Origin of the sequence: Pseudoalteromonas sp. EB27, from assembly GCF_001974875.1 — a bacterium.
GTDB lineage: Bacteria > Pseudomonadota > Gammaproteobacteria > Enterobacterales > Alteromonadaceae > Pseudoalteromonas.
In genome coordinates this window covers 97,842-115,189 of the sequence record NZ_MTQD01000004.1, presented here as the reverse complement: position 1 = coordinate 115,189, position 17,348 = coordinate 97,842, and the positions used below count along the sequence as shown (strand labels likewise).

The 17,348-nt window shown below is 39.6% G+C and carries 14 protein-coding genes; 10 read left to right on the top strand and 4 right to left on the bottom strand.

The window, feature by feature from the left end; translation table 11 throughout:
- Positions 1-17: 17 nt before the first annotated feature.
- Positions 18-1,490, top strand: a complete 1,473-nt coding sequence (gene gtfA / locus BW142_RS06045; protein WP_076924260.1) for a sucrose phosphorylase — start codon at positions 18-20, stop codon at positions 1,488-1,490.
- A gap of 95 nt (positions 1,491-1,585) precedes the next feature.
- Here the strand turns inward: gtfA and BW142_RS06040 are convergent, their stop codons facing one another.
- Positions 1,586-2,617 (bottom strand): LacI family DNA-binding transcriptional regulator, encoded by a 1,032-nt coding sequence (locus tag BW142_RS06040; RefSeq protein ID WP_024591929.1) that lies wholly within the window; start codon positions 2,615-2,617, stop codon positions 1,586-1,588.
- A gap of 80 nt (positions 2,618-2,697) precedes the next feature.
- Positions 2,698-3,591, bottom strand: a complete 894-nt coding sequence (locus BW142_RS06035) for an AraC family transcriptional regulator (RefSeq protein WP_076924259.1) — start codon at positions 3,589-3,591, stop codon at positions 2,698-2,700.
- A 172-nt stretch (positions 3,592-3,763) separates the two neighbouring features.
- Between BW142_RS06035 and BW142_RS06030 the strand changes: the two genes are divergently transcribed.
- From BW142_RS06030 to BW142_RS05995, 8 genes are all read left to right on the top strand, one after another.
- A complete protein-coding gene (locus BW142_RS06030) occupies positions 3,764-5,284 on the top strand; it encodes an aldehyde dehydrogenase family protein (RefSeq protein WP_007584266.1) in 1,521 nt (506 codons plus the stop codon).
- A 748-nt stretch (positions 5,285-6,032) separates the two neighbouring features.
- Positions 6,033-6,380 carry a DUF2282 domain-containing protein gene (locus BW142_RS06025; protein ID WP_076924258.1) on the top strand — a complete coding sequence of 116 codons (348 nt, stop codon included), beginning with the start codon at positions 6,033-6,035 and terminating at the stop codon, positions 6,378-6,380.
- On the top strand, positions 6,355-7,293 hold the full coding sequence (locus BW142_RS06020; RefSeq protein WP_253188799.1) for a DUF692 domain-containing protein: 939 nt from the start codon (positions 6,355-6,357) through the stop codon (positions 7,291-7,293). Before BW142_RS06025 ends, BW142_RS06020 begins: the two co-directional genes overlap by 26 nt.
- Positions 7,293-8,120, top strand: a complete 828-nt coding sequence (locus BW142_RS06015; protein ID WP_076924256.1) for a DNA-binding domain-containing protein — start codon at positions 7,293-7,295, stop codon at positions 8,118-8,120. The genes BW142_RS06020 and BW142_RS06015 overlap by 1 nt, the downstream gene beginning before the upstream one ends.
- Positions 8,121-8,146: 26 nt before the next feature.
- The gene (locus tag BW142_RS06010) at positions 8,147-8,695 is read left to right on the top strand and encodes a DoxX family protein (RefSeq protein WP_076924255.1); all 549 of its coding nucleotides are present in this window, start codon (positions 8,147-8,149) and stop codon (positions 8,693-8,695) included.
- A gap of 189 nt (positions 8,696-8,884) precedes the next feature.
- On the top strand, positions 8,885-10,123 hold the full coding sequence (locus BW142_RS06005) for a sodium:proton antiporter (protein ID WP_076924254.1): 1,239 nt from the start codon (positions 8,885-8,887) through the stop codon (positions 10,121-10,123).
- Positions 10,124-10,221: 98 nt separating this feature from the next.
- Entirely contained in the window at positions 10,222-10,776 is a 555-nt protein-coding gene (locus tag BW142_RS06000; protein ID WP_076924253.1) for a GNAT family protein, read from the top strand.
- A 63-nt stretch (positions 10,777-10,839) separates the two neighbouring features.
- Positions 10,840-12,312: a S41 family peptidase gene (locus tag BW142_RS05995; protein ID WP_076924252.1), complete on the top strand. Its 1,473-nt coding sequence runs from the start codon at positions 10,840-10,842 to the stop codon at positions 12,310-12,312.
- 34 nt (positions 12,313-12,346) lie between these two features.
- Here BW142_RS05995 and BW142_RS05990 read toward each other — a convergent pair whose 3' ends face one another.
- Positions 12,347-13,249 (bottom strand): LysR family transcriptional regulator, encoded by a 903-nt coding sequence (locus BW142_RS05990; RefSeq protein WP_076924251.1) that lies wholly within the window; start codon positions 13,247-13,249, stop codon positions 12,347-12,349.
- A gap of 130 nt (positions 13,250-13,379) precedes the next feature.
- Between BW142_RS05990 and BW142_RS05985 the strand changes: the two genes are divergently transcribed.
- Positions 13,380-14,138: an SDR family oxidoreductase gene (locus BW142_RS05985; RefSeq protein ID WP_076924250.1), complete on the top strand. Its 759-nt coding sequence runs from the start codon at positions 13,380-13,382 to the stop codon at positions 14,136-14,138.
- Between the two features lie 242 nt (positions 14,139-14,380).
- Here the strand turns inward: BW142_RS05985 and BW142_RS05980 are convergent, their stop codons facing one another.
- The gene (locus BW142_RS05980; protein WP_076924249.1) at positions 14,381-17,314 is read right to left on the bottom strand and encodes a TonB-dependent receptor; all 2,934 of its coding nucleotides are present in this window, start codon (positions 17,312-17,314) and stop codon (positions 14,381-14,383) included.
- Positions 17,315-17,348: the final 34 nt, after the last annotated feature.

Sequence of the window (17,348 nt, the reverse complement as noted above, 5' to 3'; positions counted from 1 at the left end):
AACATGGTAATCACACAATGATGAAGAATAAAGTTCAATTGATCACATATGCTGATCGAATCACTGGCCAAAATATAGGCGCGCTAACTACACTTTTAAACGGCCCTTTAAAAGGCGTATTTGGTGGTGTGCACTTATTGCCATTTTACAATCCTATTGATGGCAGCGATGCTGGCTTTGACCCTATTGATCATAGTGAAGTTGATTCTAGAATAGGCACTTGGGAAGACATACAAGTATTAGGTAAAGATCTCGATTTAATGGCAGACCTAATTGTTAACCATGTATCGGCGCAGTCTTTTCAGTTTCAAGATTTACTAGCAAAGGGTAAGCAATCAGAATTTTGGGATTTGTTTTTAACCAAAGATGATGTATTTCCAAATGGTATGAGTGAAGCTGAGCAAAAAGCAATTTACCGCCCACGTCCTGGTAGTTGCTTTACCCCTATGAAATGTGGTGATGGTAAAACGTATGACTTTTGGACCACTTTTACCGATAACCAAATTGACATAAACGTAAAAGTAGAAGCCGGTGTTGCGTATTTAAATAATGTACTTACTAAATTTTCGGCTAACAATGTAAATATTATTCGTTTAGATGCAGCGGGTTACGCCATTAAGCAAGCTGGCACTAACTGCTTTATGCTTGATGAAACGTTTGGCTACCTAGATAACTTATCTAAGCAAGCAAACGATTTAGGCATGGAAACCATTGCAGAAATTCATAGCCATTATCAAACTCAGGTAGAAGTGGCAAAACGCGTAAATATGGTTTACGACTTTGCGTTACCACCGCTTATTTTACACAGCTTATTTAACAACGATGTAGATGCACTGCTCAAATGGTTACAAATTTCGCCACGTAATTGCTTAACTGTACTTGATACACACGACGGTATTGGCATTATTGACGCAGGTCCAATGGGCGACAAACCAGGGCTATTAAATGCACAGCAGATTGATAACCTCGTAGAAACAATGCACGCCAACAGCAACAACCAAAGCCGCCAAGCTACGGGCGCTGCGGCGAGTAATGTCGACTTATATCAAGTTAACTGTACGTACTACAACGCATTAGGCGCGAAAGACTTTGATTACTTACTGTCGCGTGCAATTCAATTTTTTGCTCCAGGTGTACCACAAGTATATTACGGCGGCTTATTTGCTTGCGAAAACGACATGGAGCTATTAGCTAATACAAATGTAGGCCGTGATATTAACCGCCCATATTTAGATGCAAATATAATCGACAAAGCCTTAAATAAGCCTGTAGTAAAAGGTTTAATTGAATTAATTAAAATTCGCAATTCACACCCCGCGTTTGCAGGTGAATTTAGTGCCCAAGGTGAAGGCAGTATGTGTTGTTTATCGTGGCAACTAGATGAGCAAACTATTTCACTCACTGTTGATTTTAAATTGCGCCATGCACTTATTACGCAAGTAAACGGAGATGAAGAAACAACGATTAACTTAAATTCATTTTTAGCTTAATGTTATAAAAGTAATTTACAAACGCCATGTAAAACAAAAGCCAAGCTACTTAAACTTGGCTTTTTAACACATAAAACGATTACAAGGCTTGTAAGCTAACTACTCGCACCAATCTCTAATTCGTAACTGACTTCCTGAGTTTTTTCTTCTTTAGAAATAAATAATTCGGCGGCTATAACGCCTTTTTCTTGGCTGTTTTGATGAATAGTGGTGAGGCGAGGTACAAACCGGGCTGCTTCATCAATACCATCAAAGCCCACAATACGCAGTTCTTCACCTATTTTTATGCCTTGTTTTATTGCTTCTCGCATTGTGGCAAGGGCAATTAAATCACTCATACAAATTATAACGTTAGGACGCGGTGATGCACTAAGTACTTCTTTTGCAGCAATATTGGCAAAACGTTCGCTACTTTCAGGAATGTTCCAAATGCGATCGTCAGCCACCGTAATATTTGCCTCGCTTAAAGCGCGTTGATACCCGCGTAAACGTTGATGCGAAATAGATTGTCCGGTTTCAAATTCGTGATGCTCATACACGCGGCATAATACGTTTTCATCAAGTAATCTAAGCCCTAATATAGCCACTTTATCGTTTTGATTATGCAGTACGTGTTTAGCTATTTCGTAACTTGCTTGCTCGTTATTAATATTTACAGAGGCATTGCGAGCAATATCAAAATCAATTGTCACTACATGTTTAGACACTGTTTTTAACTGCTCTACTAACGCGTTATTACGAGGGCGGCCATAACAAATAAAGCCATCGACAAAGTCGACCACGTTATTAAGGTTATCGCTATTACCTGAAAACAATAAAACATTAATGCCGTTTTTTTCAAGCACTGAGGTCACACCGCGCATAAAGCTACTAGCCACAGGGTCCGACACCATGTATTCCACACTATCGGGCAGCACTAAAGCGACAATATTAAATGTGCCATTACGCAACGATTGCGCGGCCTTATTGGGCCCGTAATAGCCTAAAGTTTTACACGCTGCAAGAATATCGTCTCGGCGTTTAGCCGATAGCTGATCAGGGCGATTAAACGCATTAGATACTGTCGCGTTAGACACACCTAACTCTTTAGCAATACTTTTTAGGGTCCAGCGGGTTTGCTTACTCATACCAATTCTTTACTCAATACTCATGTTAATAAACTAACATATTCAGGGCGTTAGCAAAGTAAAAAAATAAGATTTTAGGGCTAATGTCGGCATTCTTTAGGCGCAATGCCAAAGGTTTGTTTAAATAGGCGACTAAAGTGGCTCGCGCTATTAAATCCAACATCAAAGCACACTTGGCTAATTGCATGGCCTTGTAGTAATTGAGTACGCGCTTTTTTTAGTCTTAACTGTTGCTGCCAAAGGGCTGGGGTAGTGCCAAATGCGAGTTTAAATTGATGATAAAACTTACTTCGGCTCATACATGCTATTTTGCATAAGGTATTTATGTCGAGCGTTTCACTTAAGTGTTCTTCAATATAAAGCAGGGCATCGCTCACTTTTGTTTTAAGGCGTGGCTTATCGCAGCTAGCTAGCAATAGCTCGCGGCTTTGTTGTTGTAATAAACGGGTGATCAATTCGTTCAACGACAAATCAATCAAGTAATGTCGCTGTGCGCCTTGCTCACTAAATAAATGCACCATGCGCTCTAATAATTGCTGCGTTTGAATATTATGTTGGGTATGCACTAACTGAGGTACATATTCAAATAAGCCATCGTGTGCAAAATTTTGCTGCATGTTTAGTGCATTCGCCACGCTCGTTATTTTATCTGTGCTAATTTCAATGGCTAAACAGGTGGTTGGGGCGTGCATTGATGCTTGTGGAAAATCAATTAAAACACCTTGCTCTGGCGCTAATACAAACGACTCGTGTGGTAAAAATGCTTTATGGTATTGGCTGCTTTCTACGTGCATTACCTTTTTGCCGCTAAGCATGGCACAAAACAGCAGCTCGTTTGAGTGCAGTGCTACCTTTTGCGCGCTTTGATACGTGTCGTAAATACTCAACTCACTGCTATCTGCAGCGAATGTGACTTTATTTTCTATTAATACATCAAGTTGTTGGCGTTTTTTGTTTAACTGAGATGTGTGCATATCAATCCTTTAGGTTTTTATTAGTTTGGACTCACAGACAACTTTTGTGGACAGCTAATCAAGTTTTTAGGTACTTGTTAGTTTAATGTCAATCAACATTGATTAAATATAAAGCATTTTGTTTTATATAAATGTTCGACCTTTAGCTAACAACAATAAAGAGAGCACACACATGATATATGCAAATCCAGGTAGCGATGGCGCACTCGTAAACTTTAAACAACAATACGGGAACTACATTGGCGGAGAGTGGGTGAAGCCAGTAAATGGCCAATACTTTGATAATATAAGCCCAGTAAACGGTAAGGTATTTTGCCAAATACCGCGTTCAGACAAAGACGACATAGAGCTGGCTCTCGATAAAGCGCATGCAGTGCGAGAGCAATGGGGCACAACGTCGGTGACCGACCGAAGTAACATACTGCTAAAAATAGCCGACCGAATTGAGCAAAACCTAGAGTTACTAGCTGTTGCCGAAACATGGGATAACGGTAAAGCAATTCGTGAAACACTCGCTGCTGATATTCCGCTAGCGGCAGATCACTTTCGCTACTTTGCAGGGTGCCTACGATCGCAAGACGGCACTATAGGTGAAATAGACGCAACCACCGTTGCGTATCATTTTCACGAGCCACTAGGTGTGGTTGGGCAAATTATTCCGTGGAATTTCCCTATTTTAATGGCCGCCTGGAAACTAGCGCCAGCACTTGCTGCAGGTAACTGTGTAATTTTAAAACCGGCTGAGCAAACACCAGCTTCTATTTTAGTTTTAATGGAGATAATTGGCGATTTACTCCCTGCAGGCGTATTAAATATAGTAAACGGCTTTGGTAAAGAAGCGGGTGAAGCACTGGCAACAAGCAAGCGTATCGCTAAAATTGCATTTACGGGTTCAACGCCTGTGGGCTCACATATTTTGAAATGCGCTGCTGAAAATATTATTCCTTCAACGGTCGAGCTCGGTGGTAAATCACCTAATATATTTTTTAATGATGTAATGGAAAAAGACGATGCGTTTTTATCCAAAGCTATTGAAGGCGCCGTGCTTGCTTACTTCAACCAAGGCGAGGTGTGTACGTGCCCATCAAGGTTGTTTATTCAAGAAGACATTTACGAGCAGTTTATTGAGCGAATACTCGAACGTACCTTAAAAATTAAACGCGGAAACCCGCTAGACAGCGAAACTATGGTTGGCGCACAAGCTTCAAAAGCGCAATTTGATAAAATACTGAGCTACATTGAAATAGGCAAAAAAGAAGGCGCTGAAGTACTCACTGGCGGTAATGTAGAGCAGCTAAGTGATGACTTAAACGGTGGTTACTACATACAACCTACGTTATTAAAGGGCACAAACGATATGCGTGTGTTCCAAGAAGAGATTTTTGGCCCTGTTATTTCAATGTCGACCTTTAAAGATGAAGCCGAAGCTCTCGAGCTTGCCAATAGCTCTGAGTTTGGTTTAGGTGCCGGTGTGTGGAGCAGAAACATGAATCGTGCTTATCGTATGGGTCGCAAAATAGAAGCAGGGCGAGTGTGGACTAACTGTTATCACATGTACCCAGCTCACGCTGCGTTTGGTGGTTATAAAAAATCAGGAATAGGGCGCGAAACGCACAAACTCGCACTGGAGCACTACCAGCAAACTAAAAACCTATTAGTGAGCTACAGCGAAGATCCGCTCGGCTTCTTTTAAATAAAGAGCCTAAGCTTTAAATAAACAACCATTAAGTAATAATGCCAGCGCTACCTATTTGTAGCGCTTTTTTTATAGGCAATCAACCGTTGGTAACGGCCATATAGTCCAACATTTTAGCGTTGCAAAAAATAACATTATAATGACGGTGTTTACGAGTCCTACTTAAAAAACGCTAATTTAGCGAGTATAGAGTGGTGTAAATATAAGGAGCCTTTAAATAATATTTTTATCCTTCCTCAGTTGAGTAAATTTCTATTTGTAGATCATTACCAGAATAAAGTGCCGCAATGCATTCAACCATCTAAATATGGACTTTTTCAAGCTTCTTTATTATCAAAATAATTAGGTTAGCTTTTCTAATGTTTGTATTAACTGCTTAGCCCACTATATTTACTTCTTGTTTACAGTTGTTTTTTCGTTGTAAGCAAATAATCTGAAAGTTTTTATAACAACGATAGGTCTATTAAATTGATAAAACGGCGATATTGCTTATCTCCATTGTGCTTGTTTATCAAAATATGAGTGTTTTTATACCAATTCGCTTAATTAAGTGATTTATTTTGAGTATGGAAAAACGTGTTGATAGCTAGGCAAAAAATTCGCTATTTAGTTGTTCTAAATGAGAATTTTTTAACGCAGGTAGCGACACGTTTAGCCCCGCAAAATGATTAAGTATTATTGCGGATTGGTATTATTAACAATCATTGATAAAACAAGAAAAAATATTTTAATCCGGAGCATAAAAATGAAAAAAGTAAATTTAACTAAGGCTTTATTAATCGGCGCATCAGCAGCAGTTTTAAGCGCAGGCGCAGTAGCTGGTCCTAATAGTCAATTAACTGTTGCAGAAGGTGCTTCAGCAAAAGTACAAGAGCAATTTAAAGGCTGGGTAGCCGGTGATAAAGTTCGCGGTCGTAAAGATAAATGTTTTGGTATTGCTTTAGCGGGTGAAAACGATTGTAAAGCAGGTGCAGGAACAAGTTGTGAAGGCACTTCAACGACAGACTTCCAAGCTAATGCATGGACATATGCACCTAAAGGCGTGTGTGAATCAATTGTAACTCCTAATGGAAAAGGTTCGCTTGAAGGTTAATAAAGCAAGTTTTCCCCAGCACATTGTTGCTGGGGAGCAATTAGGCGCGGGTCTCAGTTTAAAACCAGAACATCTTAACGACATTTTAGCTTTACCCGTAGAGCTGCCATCTACAAATAATAATCTTTGGTTTGAAGTGCATACAGAAAATTATTTTGTGGCAGGTGGTCCTCGGTTAAATTATTTGAGAGCTGTACGTGAAAACTTTGATATTAGTTTTCATGGTGTTGGCGGCTCTTTAGGCTCTGATCATAAAGCTATGCTTGCTCATACTAAACGGGTAAAAGCGCTAATTGATGAATTTCAGCCAGTGCTGGTATCTGAACACGCTGTATGGTCTAAGTCGGATGGCAAATATTTTGCAGACTTAATGCCGTTACCTCGCACCCAAGATGCACTTGAGTCTTTAATTAATGGTATTGATTGTTACCAGACGGGCATTGGCCAGTCAATCTTAGTTGAAAACCCAAGTAACTATTTAGATTTTATAAGTGATATGGATGAACCTCAATTTTTAGTTGAGGCAGCGAAGCGTACTGGATGCGGCTTACTTATCGATATTAATAACTTATACATAAGTAGTAAAAACACGGGTATTGATGCGCTTGATTATTTAAAGCAGATCCCTGCTGAGCTTGTTGGAGAAATTCATATTGCAGGGCACGATCCTGATCCAGCTCTTGGTCAGTCATTACTGATAGACAGCCATGCAGCACCGGTAGCGACTCCTGTATGGGGTTTGCTAGAACAAGCAATTGAGATATTTGGTCAGCGACCAGTACTTGTTGAGCGAGATGCGAATATTCCATCGTTTGAAGAGCTTATGATCGAGCGGGAAACTGCGCAAAGCTATTTGAATCAAAGTGAGCTACAAAGTCGCTTAAATATATCTCATAAAGAAGTGGTTCGCTGATGAGTACCAACCAATATATTGATGCTTTTACTCGCTATTTGCGAACGGGCGATCCAAGTGAAATGGAGCATTTTTGCGAAAATCCATCGCATATTAAAAGGTTAGCTGTGTATCGTAACGGGTTTTATAAAGGCTGTGTTGATGCATTAATAGCTAACTTTCCTATGTGTGAAAAAAAAGTAGGTAGTGAGAACTTTCGTAAAATGGCACGACTTTATGTTGACCGTTTTCCGCCAGAGCAGGGCACTTTGGTGGGATACGGACTAAGCTTTCCTGGCTTTGTAACTGATTTGATTAAAGATGGTGAAATTGAAAATAAACATATTTTAGAAGTTACTGAAAATCAGCAAAGTGCATCAAATTTATATATGAACTTAGTTGATATTGCGCATTTAGATTACGCGTGGCTAATGAGTTTGATGAGCGCTGATTCAACTGAAACTTTAACTATAGAATATGTTACTCAACTAATGGAACAAGGTACTGAGCTTACTGAACTTAATGTAAAGGTTAACTCCAGCGTACTGTTACTTAGTGTGAGTGAAGGCGCTTTTTTAGAATGGATTTCGCTAAAAACAAATAATAATGATGGCGTTGTAACTAAATCCTCTGCTGAGGATTTTATTATGTTATGGCGTTTGCAAGGTGCGGTGCAAGCCCGGTCTCTTTCTATCGCAGAAGTTGCACTTATGCAGGCTCTACAGGGTACAGGTAGGTCTTTAGGTGAAGCTTTTGATGCAGCAATAACGGTAGATGAACACTTTGAAGTGAGTGATGCTTTTACAGCATGCTTACAAAATGAATTATTAGAAATCCAAATCAATTAGTACATATTACAAGAGTAGGAATAAATATGGGCATGATAAAAAAAATACAACAACTGTACGTGCAGATGGGAGAACAGTTATCGCGGTTCTTGGAACCTATAGCACTGTTTTTTCTTCGTTTTATGGTTGCTAAAGTATTCCTCGACTCGGGATTGAGCAAATGGGATGGCTTTTTACAATTTAATGTTGATAAATACGACCTATTTAAATATGAATTTTTCTGTCCTGATCCAGTTAGAGAAGGTGCTTTGCAGCTTTGTAATCCTCAAACCTTAGATTATGTTGATGGCTCATTTCTTGTAAAAGTAATTGAAACGCTTGCTGTAGTTGCTGGTGTTGTTGAGGTGTTACTTCCAATATTACTGATTATCGGTTTGTTTTCTCGCTTTGCAGCGTTAGGCCTTATTGGTATGACGCTGTTTATCCAGCTTGCAGTTTTTCCTACACTCGATCATTGGATTAATCCTGCTTCGTGGTGGGCTGTTTCATTATTAGTGATATTTGCTCGTGGACCTGGCTTTTTATCTATTGATAAGTTGCTTGGATTAGACGCAAAACGTGCAAGTGCTAAGTAAGCTTTTATATATTAAACGTTAAACGTAACCGGCACGCTAATATCACTTAGGTGCCGGTTATTATTTAGATTAAAGTTAAAAATACACTTATACAAATTTACTCAATAAATTGTGCTGATTTAATATAGCTAACCCCAACCCTGATATTTTCTAATAAAAATACCAAGCCATGCCTAATAGGATTTCCCAATGGAAATAGGATTACTCATTCTTCTTTTCTCAGTTAGTGCTTACGCTATGCTAGCTAAAAAGCTGTCCACAACCATTATTACCGCACCAATGGTATTTTTGGGTATTGGTTTTGCGGTTTCTCAACTTGGGTTTATTAGTATTGGAGACGCACATGAAACCGTATATTTAATAGCAGAAATATCGCTAGTTGTATTATTGTTTTTAGATGCTTCACAAATAAACCTACGAAGATTAAAAAGGCAAAATACGTGGCCTCTAAGAATGCTATTGATAGGTTTGCCGTTGAGTATTTTGATTGGTACAGGCTTTGCTTATTTATTCTTCCCACAGTGGCCTTGGGCAATGCTAGCCCTAGTTGCGGCAATTTTAGCACCTACTGATGCAGCTTTAGGTCAAGCGGTTGTTAGTAATGAGAGCGTACCTTTAAACGAGCGACAAAGTCTATCTGTTGAAAGTGGTTTAAATGACGGGCTAGCATTACCCGTTATTTTATTTTTTGCCAGTATAGTTGCTATGGAAACCGGTTCTCAAGAAAATGAAATGTCATGGTTAGTGTTTGGATTTAGCCAAATATTTATAGGTATTTTGGTTGGTGCATTAATGGGATACTCGAGCGGACGTTTATTTTTATACTCTGAGTCAAAAAAAATATCATCGACTATATATGAAGGGATTGGCGTTTTAGCTCTTACCGGCACATCATATTTAATGGCTACTTTAATGGGTGGAAATGGATTTATATCAGCGTTTGTTGCAGGTTTAGCTTTTGGTAATAGTGTAAAAGGGCATTGCCGATTTATATACCAATTTACTGAAAGCGAAGGGCAAATGTTAATATGGTCTTCGTTTGTTATTATTGGGCTTGGTTTACTGCCTTCAGCTATAGAGCACTTAACCTTCCCCGTAGTTGGTTATATTTTAGTGAGTATATTTATTGTACGCCCTCTTGCTATTTACCTATCGCTAATTGGTACAAAAGCTAAAGTATTAACAAAAGTGTTTATGGGGTTTTTTGGACCTCGAGGTCTTGCCACAGCGCTTTTTGCACTTATTATTTCTAAAGATATTTTAGGTGAATACGGCCACTCAATACTTATAGTTGCGATTAATGCAGTGTGGATGAGCACGTTAATACACGGTATTGCTGCAGCACCTATGGCTAATTGGTATGGCGCTAAAATTAAAGTGCTAAAAATTAAATCAAGAGAGCTCGCTAGGTTAAAAAACAGAAAGTAGCAATTGAACCAAAATAGGAACTCAGCTATGGTTTGTGCACAAATAGAATGAATTTAACGCGGGTGTTTTTGTAAACTCGGTTATGGCACGGAGAGCTTATGAATTTCCCAGAGCTAGAAACAGCACGTCTGATACTTACTAGCTTATCAGCAAGCGATAGTGAAGCACTTCTAAATATCTATTCAGATGCAGAAGTTGTTAAATTTTACGATATAGAGGCTTATAAGTCAGAAGCTCAATCAGCTAAATTAATTGATTTTTTCAATGCTCGCTTCACTGAGAATATTGGTATTCGATGGGCTATTCGTCTAAAGGCTACAGGTAAGTTAATTGGCACTTGCGGCTTTAATACATGGAACCAAAAGATGAAAAATGCCAGCATAGGGTACGAAATAGCTTCTGAGTATTGGGGGGGTGGGTTTGCCTCTGAAGCATTACATGAGGTTATTAATGCTGCATTCTCAAATCAACTTCTATTCGGTGAACTATACCGAATTCAAGGAGATACTATGATTGGCAATCTTGCCTCAGAGTCGGTCTTGAAAAAGCTAGGCTTCAAAGAAGAAGGTATTCGCCGAGCAAGTGGTTACTGGAAAAATGAGTTTCATGACTTGAGGTGCTATGGGTTATTAAAGCCTGAATTTAAACAATAATTACAAAGTATAAAAGTTACTCCTACCGCAGCTCTATTTTGGTAAATAATTAAATGGATTTTTATGACTATAAAAAAAACAACAACCAACTATGTATTACTCGCTGCTTTTCTAATATCACCTATTGTTAATGCAGCTAAAAACCAAGCATTACCAGCCACGCCTGAGCAGTGGCGCAGCATAACAGAGCGCGATATTAACGCGGCTTATAGTATTACCGCACATAATCACCCTGGTATGTTTGATAGTAATAACCCAACTTTCCTTGATTTATTAAATCAAGCAAAAGCGGAGGCACTTACATTGTCGGCTCAAGCGAGTGGGCCGCAGGCGCATGTAGCGGCAATTGCGCGCTTTAGCACTATTTTACAAGATGGTCACGCTGGTGCGTTTTCAAGCGTAGATAGACCCGCGCGCCGCTGGCCGGGCTTTAGAACTGTATGGCGAGGTGATGCGCTAAAAGTGTATTACAGCGAAACCAGCAATATTAGCAAAGGCGACGTTGTAAGCCAATGTGATGGGCAAAGTACCGATACCTTAATGCGTGAGAGAATATTTAAGTTTCATGGTGAAGTTGCACAACCTGGGCATAGGTGGCAGCAAGGTTGGCGGTTACTAATTGACGAGGGCAATCCATTTTTAACCCCTCTAAAAAAATGTGAATTTGTTAAAGCCAATAGCGATACCTATACACACGTATTAAATTGGTCAGTAAGGCCTAAGTCAGCAAGCAAGTATTTAGAAAATGCTTATAACGGTGATGAGCTTCCCATTGATTTAACGTGGCCTGAAAAAAACATTGCTTGGATTGCTATGCCTAGCTTTTCATCAACAGATAAACAAACAGCTGCATACAATAAAGTGTTTGAAAAAATACAACATCAACGTAGCAAGTTACTTAATGCAAAAGCCGTGGTATTAGATTTGCGCCATAACCAAGGTGGTTCATCTTACTGGAGCTTACAAATAGCTAAAGAATTATGGGGTGAAAAAGTAGTAGAACAAAAAGTAAATGATACTTCTCAAAACACGCAAGTGTGGTGGAGAGCATCAAAAGATAATATTGACTATGTAGAGTCTTTATTTGGTGTTGTAAAAGATCAACCCGAAGTACTGAAAACGCTTAAAACCGTAGCTGCTGGTATGGCTTTATCACTTAAAAATGATGCCCCATTTTATGTAGAACAAGAAACTAATACGCTAAATAATATGCCACAAAATCCTTTAACTAGTGACTTTAAAACCAAGGTGTTTGTTATTGTTCCGCCGCAGTGCGCCAGTGCTTGTTTAGATGCGCTTGATAAGTTTAAGCTTTTTGAAAATACAACATTATTCGGTGCGCCAAGCAGTGCTGATTCTATGTATATGGAAGTACGCTTAGCTGATTTACCTTCAGGGTTGGGGAAAGTGATTGTACCTAACAAAGTATACGTAAACAGAGCGCGAGGGGCAGGGTCTTACTACAAGCCAGATATTGCGTATAACGGCATTGATTGGACAACTAATGTGTTGCTTGAGCAGATTAAAAATCTGTAACTTGTATTAGTAACTCAAGCGAGCAACTAGGTTATTACTTTGTAAATACACTCAATTGTTCTTCAAGCCAAAGCATAAATGCACTTACTCGTTTAGGTAAGTGACGCCTATTCGGGTATAAAATATTGATTGGTAGGTCGGGCATAGCGTATTGAGGCAAAACTTGGACAAGTTCGGCAGATTCCAAATGTTTACTAATACCATGAATAGGGGTTTGAATAAGCCCAAAGCCATTTAGTGCGGCGCTTAAATATGCCTCTGAGGAGTTAACAGTAAGCTGGCTTTTCATCGTCATTGATTGCAATTGATTATTGCTATCTAAATATTCGAAACCCGGATCAGGGATACCAAGTGTTTGACTGTAGCGAACAATGTAATGATTTTTTAAATCTTTTAGAGTTTTAGGTAAACCATGATTTTTTACATAATAACGGCTTACGCAATTTAAAACTTTAAAGCTTCCTAATCGCCGAGCAATTAACGATGAGTCGGTAAGTTCGCCCACTCTTACTACGCAATCAAATCCTTCTTTAATGACATCTACTCGTCTATCGGAGCTGCCAAGTTCTATATCAAGATTTGGGTGCATTTTTAAAAACGAACTTAAGTTTGGAATTATGGTATCTCGACTAACAGCTTGTGGCATATCTACACGTATTCTGCCTGTTAAACCTTTATCCTCAGTTACAAATAAATTTTTTAAATCGTCAGCGTCACTGATAATTCCCAATGCACGTTGATAAAATAGCTCACCGTCTGAAGTCATATTTACAGTGCGTGTAGTACGGTGTAATAAACGCGTATTTAATGTACTTTCGAGCATGGTTACTGCTTGCGATACACTTGACTTAGGAAGATTTAAGCTTGTTGCTGCTTTAGAAAAACTACTGAGTTGCGCTACTTTAATAAAAATACGTATTGCGTTTAGGTCTTTCATAATACCGTTTATTGTTCGTTTATTTTGAACAGTGTAACTCTTTTCAGCCTGTTTATCTTTGTTGCTTGAAAAAATATACTGGCTTGGAAGTTATTTAACTCCCCGCTTTTATTTTCAACAGGATATAACAATGAACAAACGAATTGCAGTGATCACCGGTGGTAATCGTGGGCTTGGTAAAAGCACGGTGCTTTGCCTTGCAAAGCAAAGTATCGATTGCATTTTTACTTACCGTAGTCATGAAAAAGAAGCAAAAGAGGTTGTAAAGCAAGTACAGGATCTAGGCTCTAAAGCGGTTGCATTGCAATTAGATGTAAGTGATATGCTCGGCTTTGAGGATTTTGCACAGCAACTACAAAATGTCCTGCAGACTCATTGGCAACAAAGTGAGTTTGATTACTTAATTAATAATGCAGGGGTGGGGCTTACTAGCAGTTTTGCAGACACAAGTGAATCAACTTTTGATACGTTAGTAAATATTAACTTAAGGGGAGTATTTTTTGTTACCCAAACGTTGTTACCCTTTATAAAAAACGGTGGTCGTATTATTAATTTATCAAGTGGTTTAACGCGTTTTTCATTACCCGGTCATATTACTTATGCAATGACCAAAGGTGCAATAGAAGTAATGACAAGGTATTTAGCTCAAGAACTTGCACCTAAAAATATTGCGGTAAATGTTGTAGCCCCTGGTGCAATTGAAACCGACTTTGGTAATGGCGTCGTTCGTGATAACGATGAAGTAAATGCGTTTATTACATCACAAACGGCAATGGGCAGAGTTGGTGTAACAGACGATATAGGGCCTATGATTGCTAACTTATTAGCGGACGAAAACCGTTGGATGACAGGCCAACGACTTGAGGTATCGGGCGGTATGTATATGTAATCATACCAACCGGCATGTATCTTTGAGCAATTTAGTGAATTAAATTGCACTATAACGTCGCTGAAATTTTTATTTAGAACAACTAGGTACAAAAATTTTTGTCTAGTTCTAGCGTAATTTTCTTAACGTTAAATAGATCCTATATAAACAGATTGGTACCATTTATTAAAAAATTATAACTTTAGACAATAAAAAACCGCTCAGTGAGCGGTTTTTTGCATTTTTTACTAAAGGAAATTTAGTTAGAACGTGTAACGGGCACCAATTGAGTAACGTGGACCGTACTGATTAGCAAATAAGAACTGCTCTTCGTAACGTCCGTAACCCTCTTCGGTGGCATTATTTAAGTTTATGCCATCAAAAAATACCGTTACGTTTTCGTTTACATCGTAGTTAACGCTCATATCCCATTGGCCATACGCTTTAGCATATTGCGGAGGCGCATCAGCTGAACCTTGCGCTTGGCCAACACCAATTAGGTACGAGTCGCGCCATGCGTAAGTAATTTTAACTGATAGGCCGTCTTTTTCGTAAAAGCCTTGGAAGTTAGCTGAGTCACTTAAGCCTGTAAGCGGTGCTTGTTGATCAAGGCTTTCGCTATCAAATTCAACGTCGCCATCTACAAATGTTGCGTTAACACCAATACCAAAACCGGTTTCGCCAATTAAGTGCTGAACTGCAACTTCAAAACCATCTACCGATTTACTGTCGGTGTTTTGTGGCTGGCTAATATTCCATGTAATTAGCGGATCGTCGCTGTTTGGTTCAATAACGCCATTTGCATTGCCGTAACCGCTGGCAATCATTTGTGCAAAAATAGCGTCGGTTGTTGCTTGCTCACCACGTGATTCAATATCGCTTACGGCTTGTAAGTAACGAGGGCCGTTTAAAATATCGTGCAAGCCATCAATAGTAGTTTGCGTAATGGTGGTTTGAATAAAGTTATCAACGTCTTTTTTAAAGTAACCAACAGACGCGTAGCTGCCTTCTGCGTAGTAATACTCAAGTGATAAATCAAGGTTTGTTGATTCAAATGGCAATAAGTTTGTATTACCTTGGCTACCTGTACGAGAACCCGGTTTTGGGCTGCCTGTTAAACTACGGCCACCGGCTAAATTACCTAGTGGTGCACGCGACATTGTTTTACCCCAAGATACGCGAGCTACTACGTCTTCAGTTAAATCAACACTTACGTCGATTGAAGGTAGTAAAACATCGTAATCACCTTGTTGTTCTAAGAAGTTATCATCGCCGCCCGCAGCGTATTGCATGATCCACTCTGAAGCGCTGATCCAGTTAACTTGATCTTCAACGCGTTGACGTACAGTACTGGTTACGTCTGTTTGCTCATAGCGTAGGCCTGCATTTACTTTTACGTAGTAGTTACTTACGTCAAACTCCCAGCTTGATTGAACATAAAAGCTATTAGTGATTTCTTCTACGTAGCTCTCGCTATCTATTCCGTCTGCGTATGCATTAGCGGCATATGCATCGCCACCTGTAACATCTGCCGTTAAGTAAGCAATTTGGCGTGCAACAGCTTCGTCAAAGTCATAGGTATAGTAGTAACCAGGTTGTAAGTCACTGCCGCCGCCATCAAACTGATCTAAAAGGCCTGATGTATCATTACGGGTAAACATGCCGTCTGGGAATATTTCTGTATATGATGGGTTAAAACCTGGGCCACCTACTAAACCACTCCAAGCGGTGTAACCACCTGTGTTTTGTTCTGTACGTGATGCGCCAAATTTAACTTTAACTAAACCAATGTCATAGCTTTCGTTATACCATGTTGTGTGTAGCTGTAATTGTTCAATGTTTGATTCACCCGGCGAGTGAGTAAACTGACTAAAGTTTGAATCAATTTCGCCAGGCGTTAATTCACTTGTGCCATTTAACCAATTAACTTGTGCACTAGGTACTTCGCCCGTGCGGTAATCATAAATTTTATTAGCTAGCTGATCAGACCCTAAAATTACTTGGCCTGCACTTCCCAGCCCGTTGTCGGCGCCGTTATCGGTTTCGTTTTTAGAGTCGTGGTAATCAAGCTCTACGTGCCACGTGTCGCTAATTTCCCAATCTAGGTTTAAACCAAGAGAGCGGGCTTTTACTTCTGTAGTGCCTTTATTAGCTGTGAATGACGCGTCATTACCGCTAATGTCTGCATATACTGCAGTGCCATTTTCATCTAGTTCGTAGCCATTTATATTGCTACCAAAGTCGTTCCAAATACCCCAACCAATGCTTTGAGAGCCGGTTACAGCTTTACTTGCTGTGTAATCAAGTGTTGCTACAAAGCCATCGACCGGTGCGTATTGAAAAGTAACTTGCCCATTTGTACGTTCACGCTCTACATCTTCAATAGAGTAGTTCATGTCTTTAGGGAAGTAGTAGTTACCTGCAGAATCTGTGCGGTTATCAACTACGTTGCTGCTATCTAATTCAGGTAAGTCTACGTTTGCCTGCCAGCCTTGAATATTGGCACTTTGTTTTTGAAAGTCACGCTCTTGGTGCGAAAATGAAAAACCGAAACCAAAAGTGTCATCTACAAAGGTATTGCTGTAAACAGTAGAAAACTCTGGTGTTACGTCATCGCCAGCTTCGTTCGACGAGTCGTGGTTTGCTTTAACGGTTGCCGAAAAATTTTGACCTGGCTTTTGAAAAGGTCGCGCAGTAGAAATATTAACCGTTGCACCTAAGCCACCGCTTGGCACGTCTGCACGAGCTGTTTTAAACACTTCAAGCGCACTTACGCCTTCAGAGGCAACGTTTTCAAGGTTATACGAGCGTGTATAACCTGTGCCCGGCATTTGGCGGCCATTTAAGGTAATCAAGTTAAACTCTGGACCAAAACCACGTACTGTAATTTGGCTACCTTCACCGTTAGCGCGGCTTACCGATACACCGGTAATACGCTGTAATGATTCTGCTAAGTTTGTATCTGGGAATTTACCCATTTCTTCAGACGAGATAGCATCTACAATACCCGAAGAGTCGCGTTTCATATCCATAGAACGAATAAGTGAACCACGAATACCTTTTACTTCAATAATTTCTACATCAGGCTTTGCTGATATGTCTGCTTCTGCAGCGATAGCTGTGTTTAATGTGCTCGCAGCAATGATGAGAGACACAGAAGCCGCAAGTTGGCTCTTTTTAAAATTGAATGTGTTCATAATAGCTCTGCTTTATAAAATGTTGTTGTGTAGC

Bases quoted from the DNA above. Each gene is read 5' to 3' on its own strand.
- BW142_RS06010 (WP_076924255.1), top strand. From the start codon at position 8,147: ATGGGCATGATAAAAAAAATACAACAACTGTACGTGCAGATGGGAGAA.
- BW142_RS05990 (WP_076924251.1), bottom strand. From the start codon at position 13,249: ATGAAAGACCTAAACGCAATACGTATTTTTATTAAAGTAGCGCAACTC.
- BW142_RS05980 (WP_076924249.1), bottom strand. From the start codon at position 17,314: ATGAACACATTCAATTTTAAAAAGAGCCAACTTGCGGCTTCTGTGTCT.
- BW142_RS06005 (WP_076924254.1), top strand. From the start codon at position 8,885: ATGGAAATAGGATTACTCATTCTTCTTTTCTCAGTTAGTGCTTACGCT.
- BW142_RS06025 (WP_076924258.1), top strand. From the start codon at position 6,033: ATGAAAAAAGTAAATTTAACTAAGGCTTTATTAATCGGCGCATCAGCA.
- BW142_RS05995 (WP_076924252.1), top strand. From the start codon at position 10,840: ATGACTATAAAAAAAACAACAACCAACTATGTATTACTCGCTGCTTTT.
- BW142_RS05985 (WP_076924250.1), top strand. From the start codon at position 13,380: ATGAACAAACGAATTGCAGTGATCACCGGTGGTAATCGTGGGCTTGGT.
- gtfA (WP_076924260.1), top strand. From the start codon at position 18: ATGATGAAGAATAAAGTTCAATTGATCACATATGCTGATCGAATCACT.
- BW142_RS06030 (WP_007584266.1), top strand. From the start codon at position 3,764: ATGATATATGCAAATCCAGGTAGCGATGGCGCACTCGTAAACTTTAAA.
- BW142_RS06020 (WP_253188799.1), top strand. From the start codon at position 6,355: ATGGAAAAGGTTCGCTTGAAGGTTAATAAAGCAAGTTTTCCCCAGCAC.
- BW142_RS06015 (WP_076924256.1), top strand. From the start codon at position 7,293: ATGAGTACCAACCAATATATTGATGCTTTTACTCGCTATTTGCGAACG.
- BW142_RS06035 (WP_076924259.1), bottom strand. From the start codon at position 3,591: ATGCACACATCTCAGTTAAACAAAAAACGCCAACAACTTGATGTATTA.
- BW142_RS06000 (WP_076924253.1), top strand. From the start codon at position 10,222: ATGAATTTCCCAGAGCTAGAAACAGCACGTCTGATACTTACTAGCTTA.
- BW142_RS06040 (WP_024591929.1), bottom strand. From the start codon at position 2,617: ATGAGTAAGCAAACCCGCTGGACCCTAAAAAGTATTGCTAAAGAGTTA.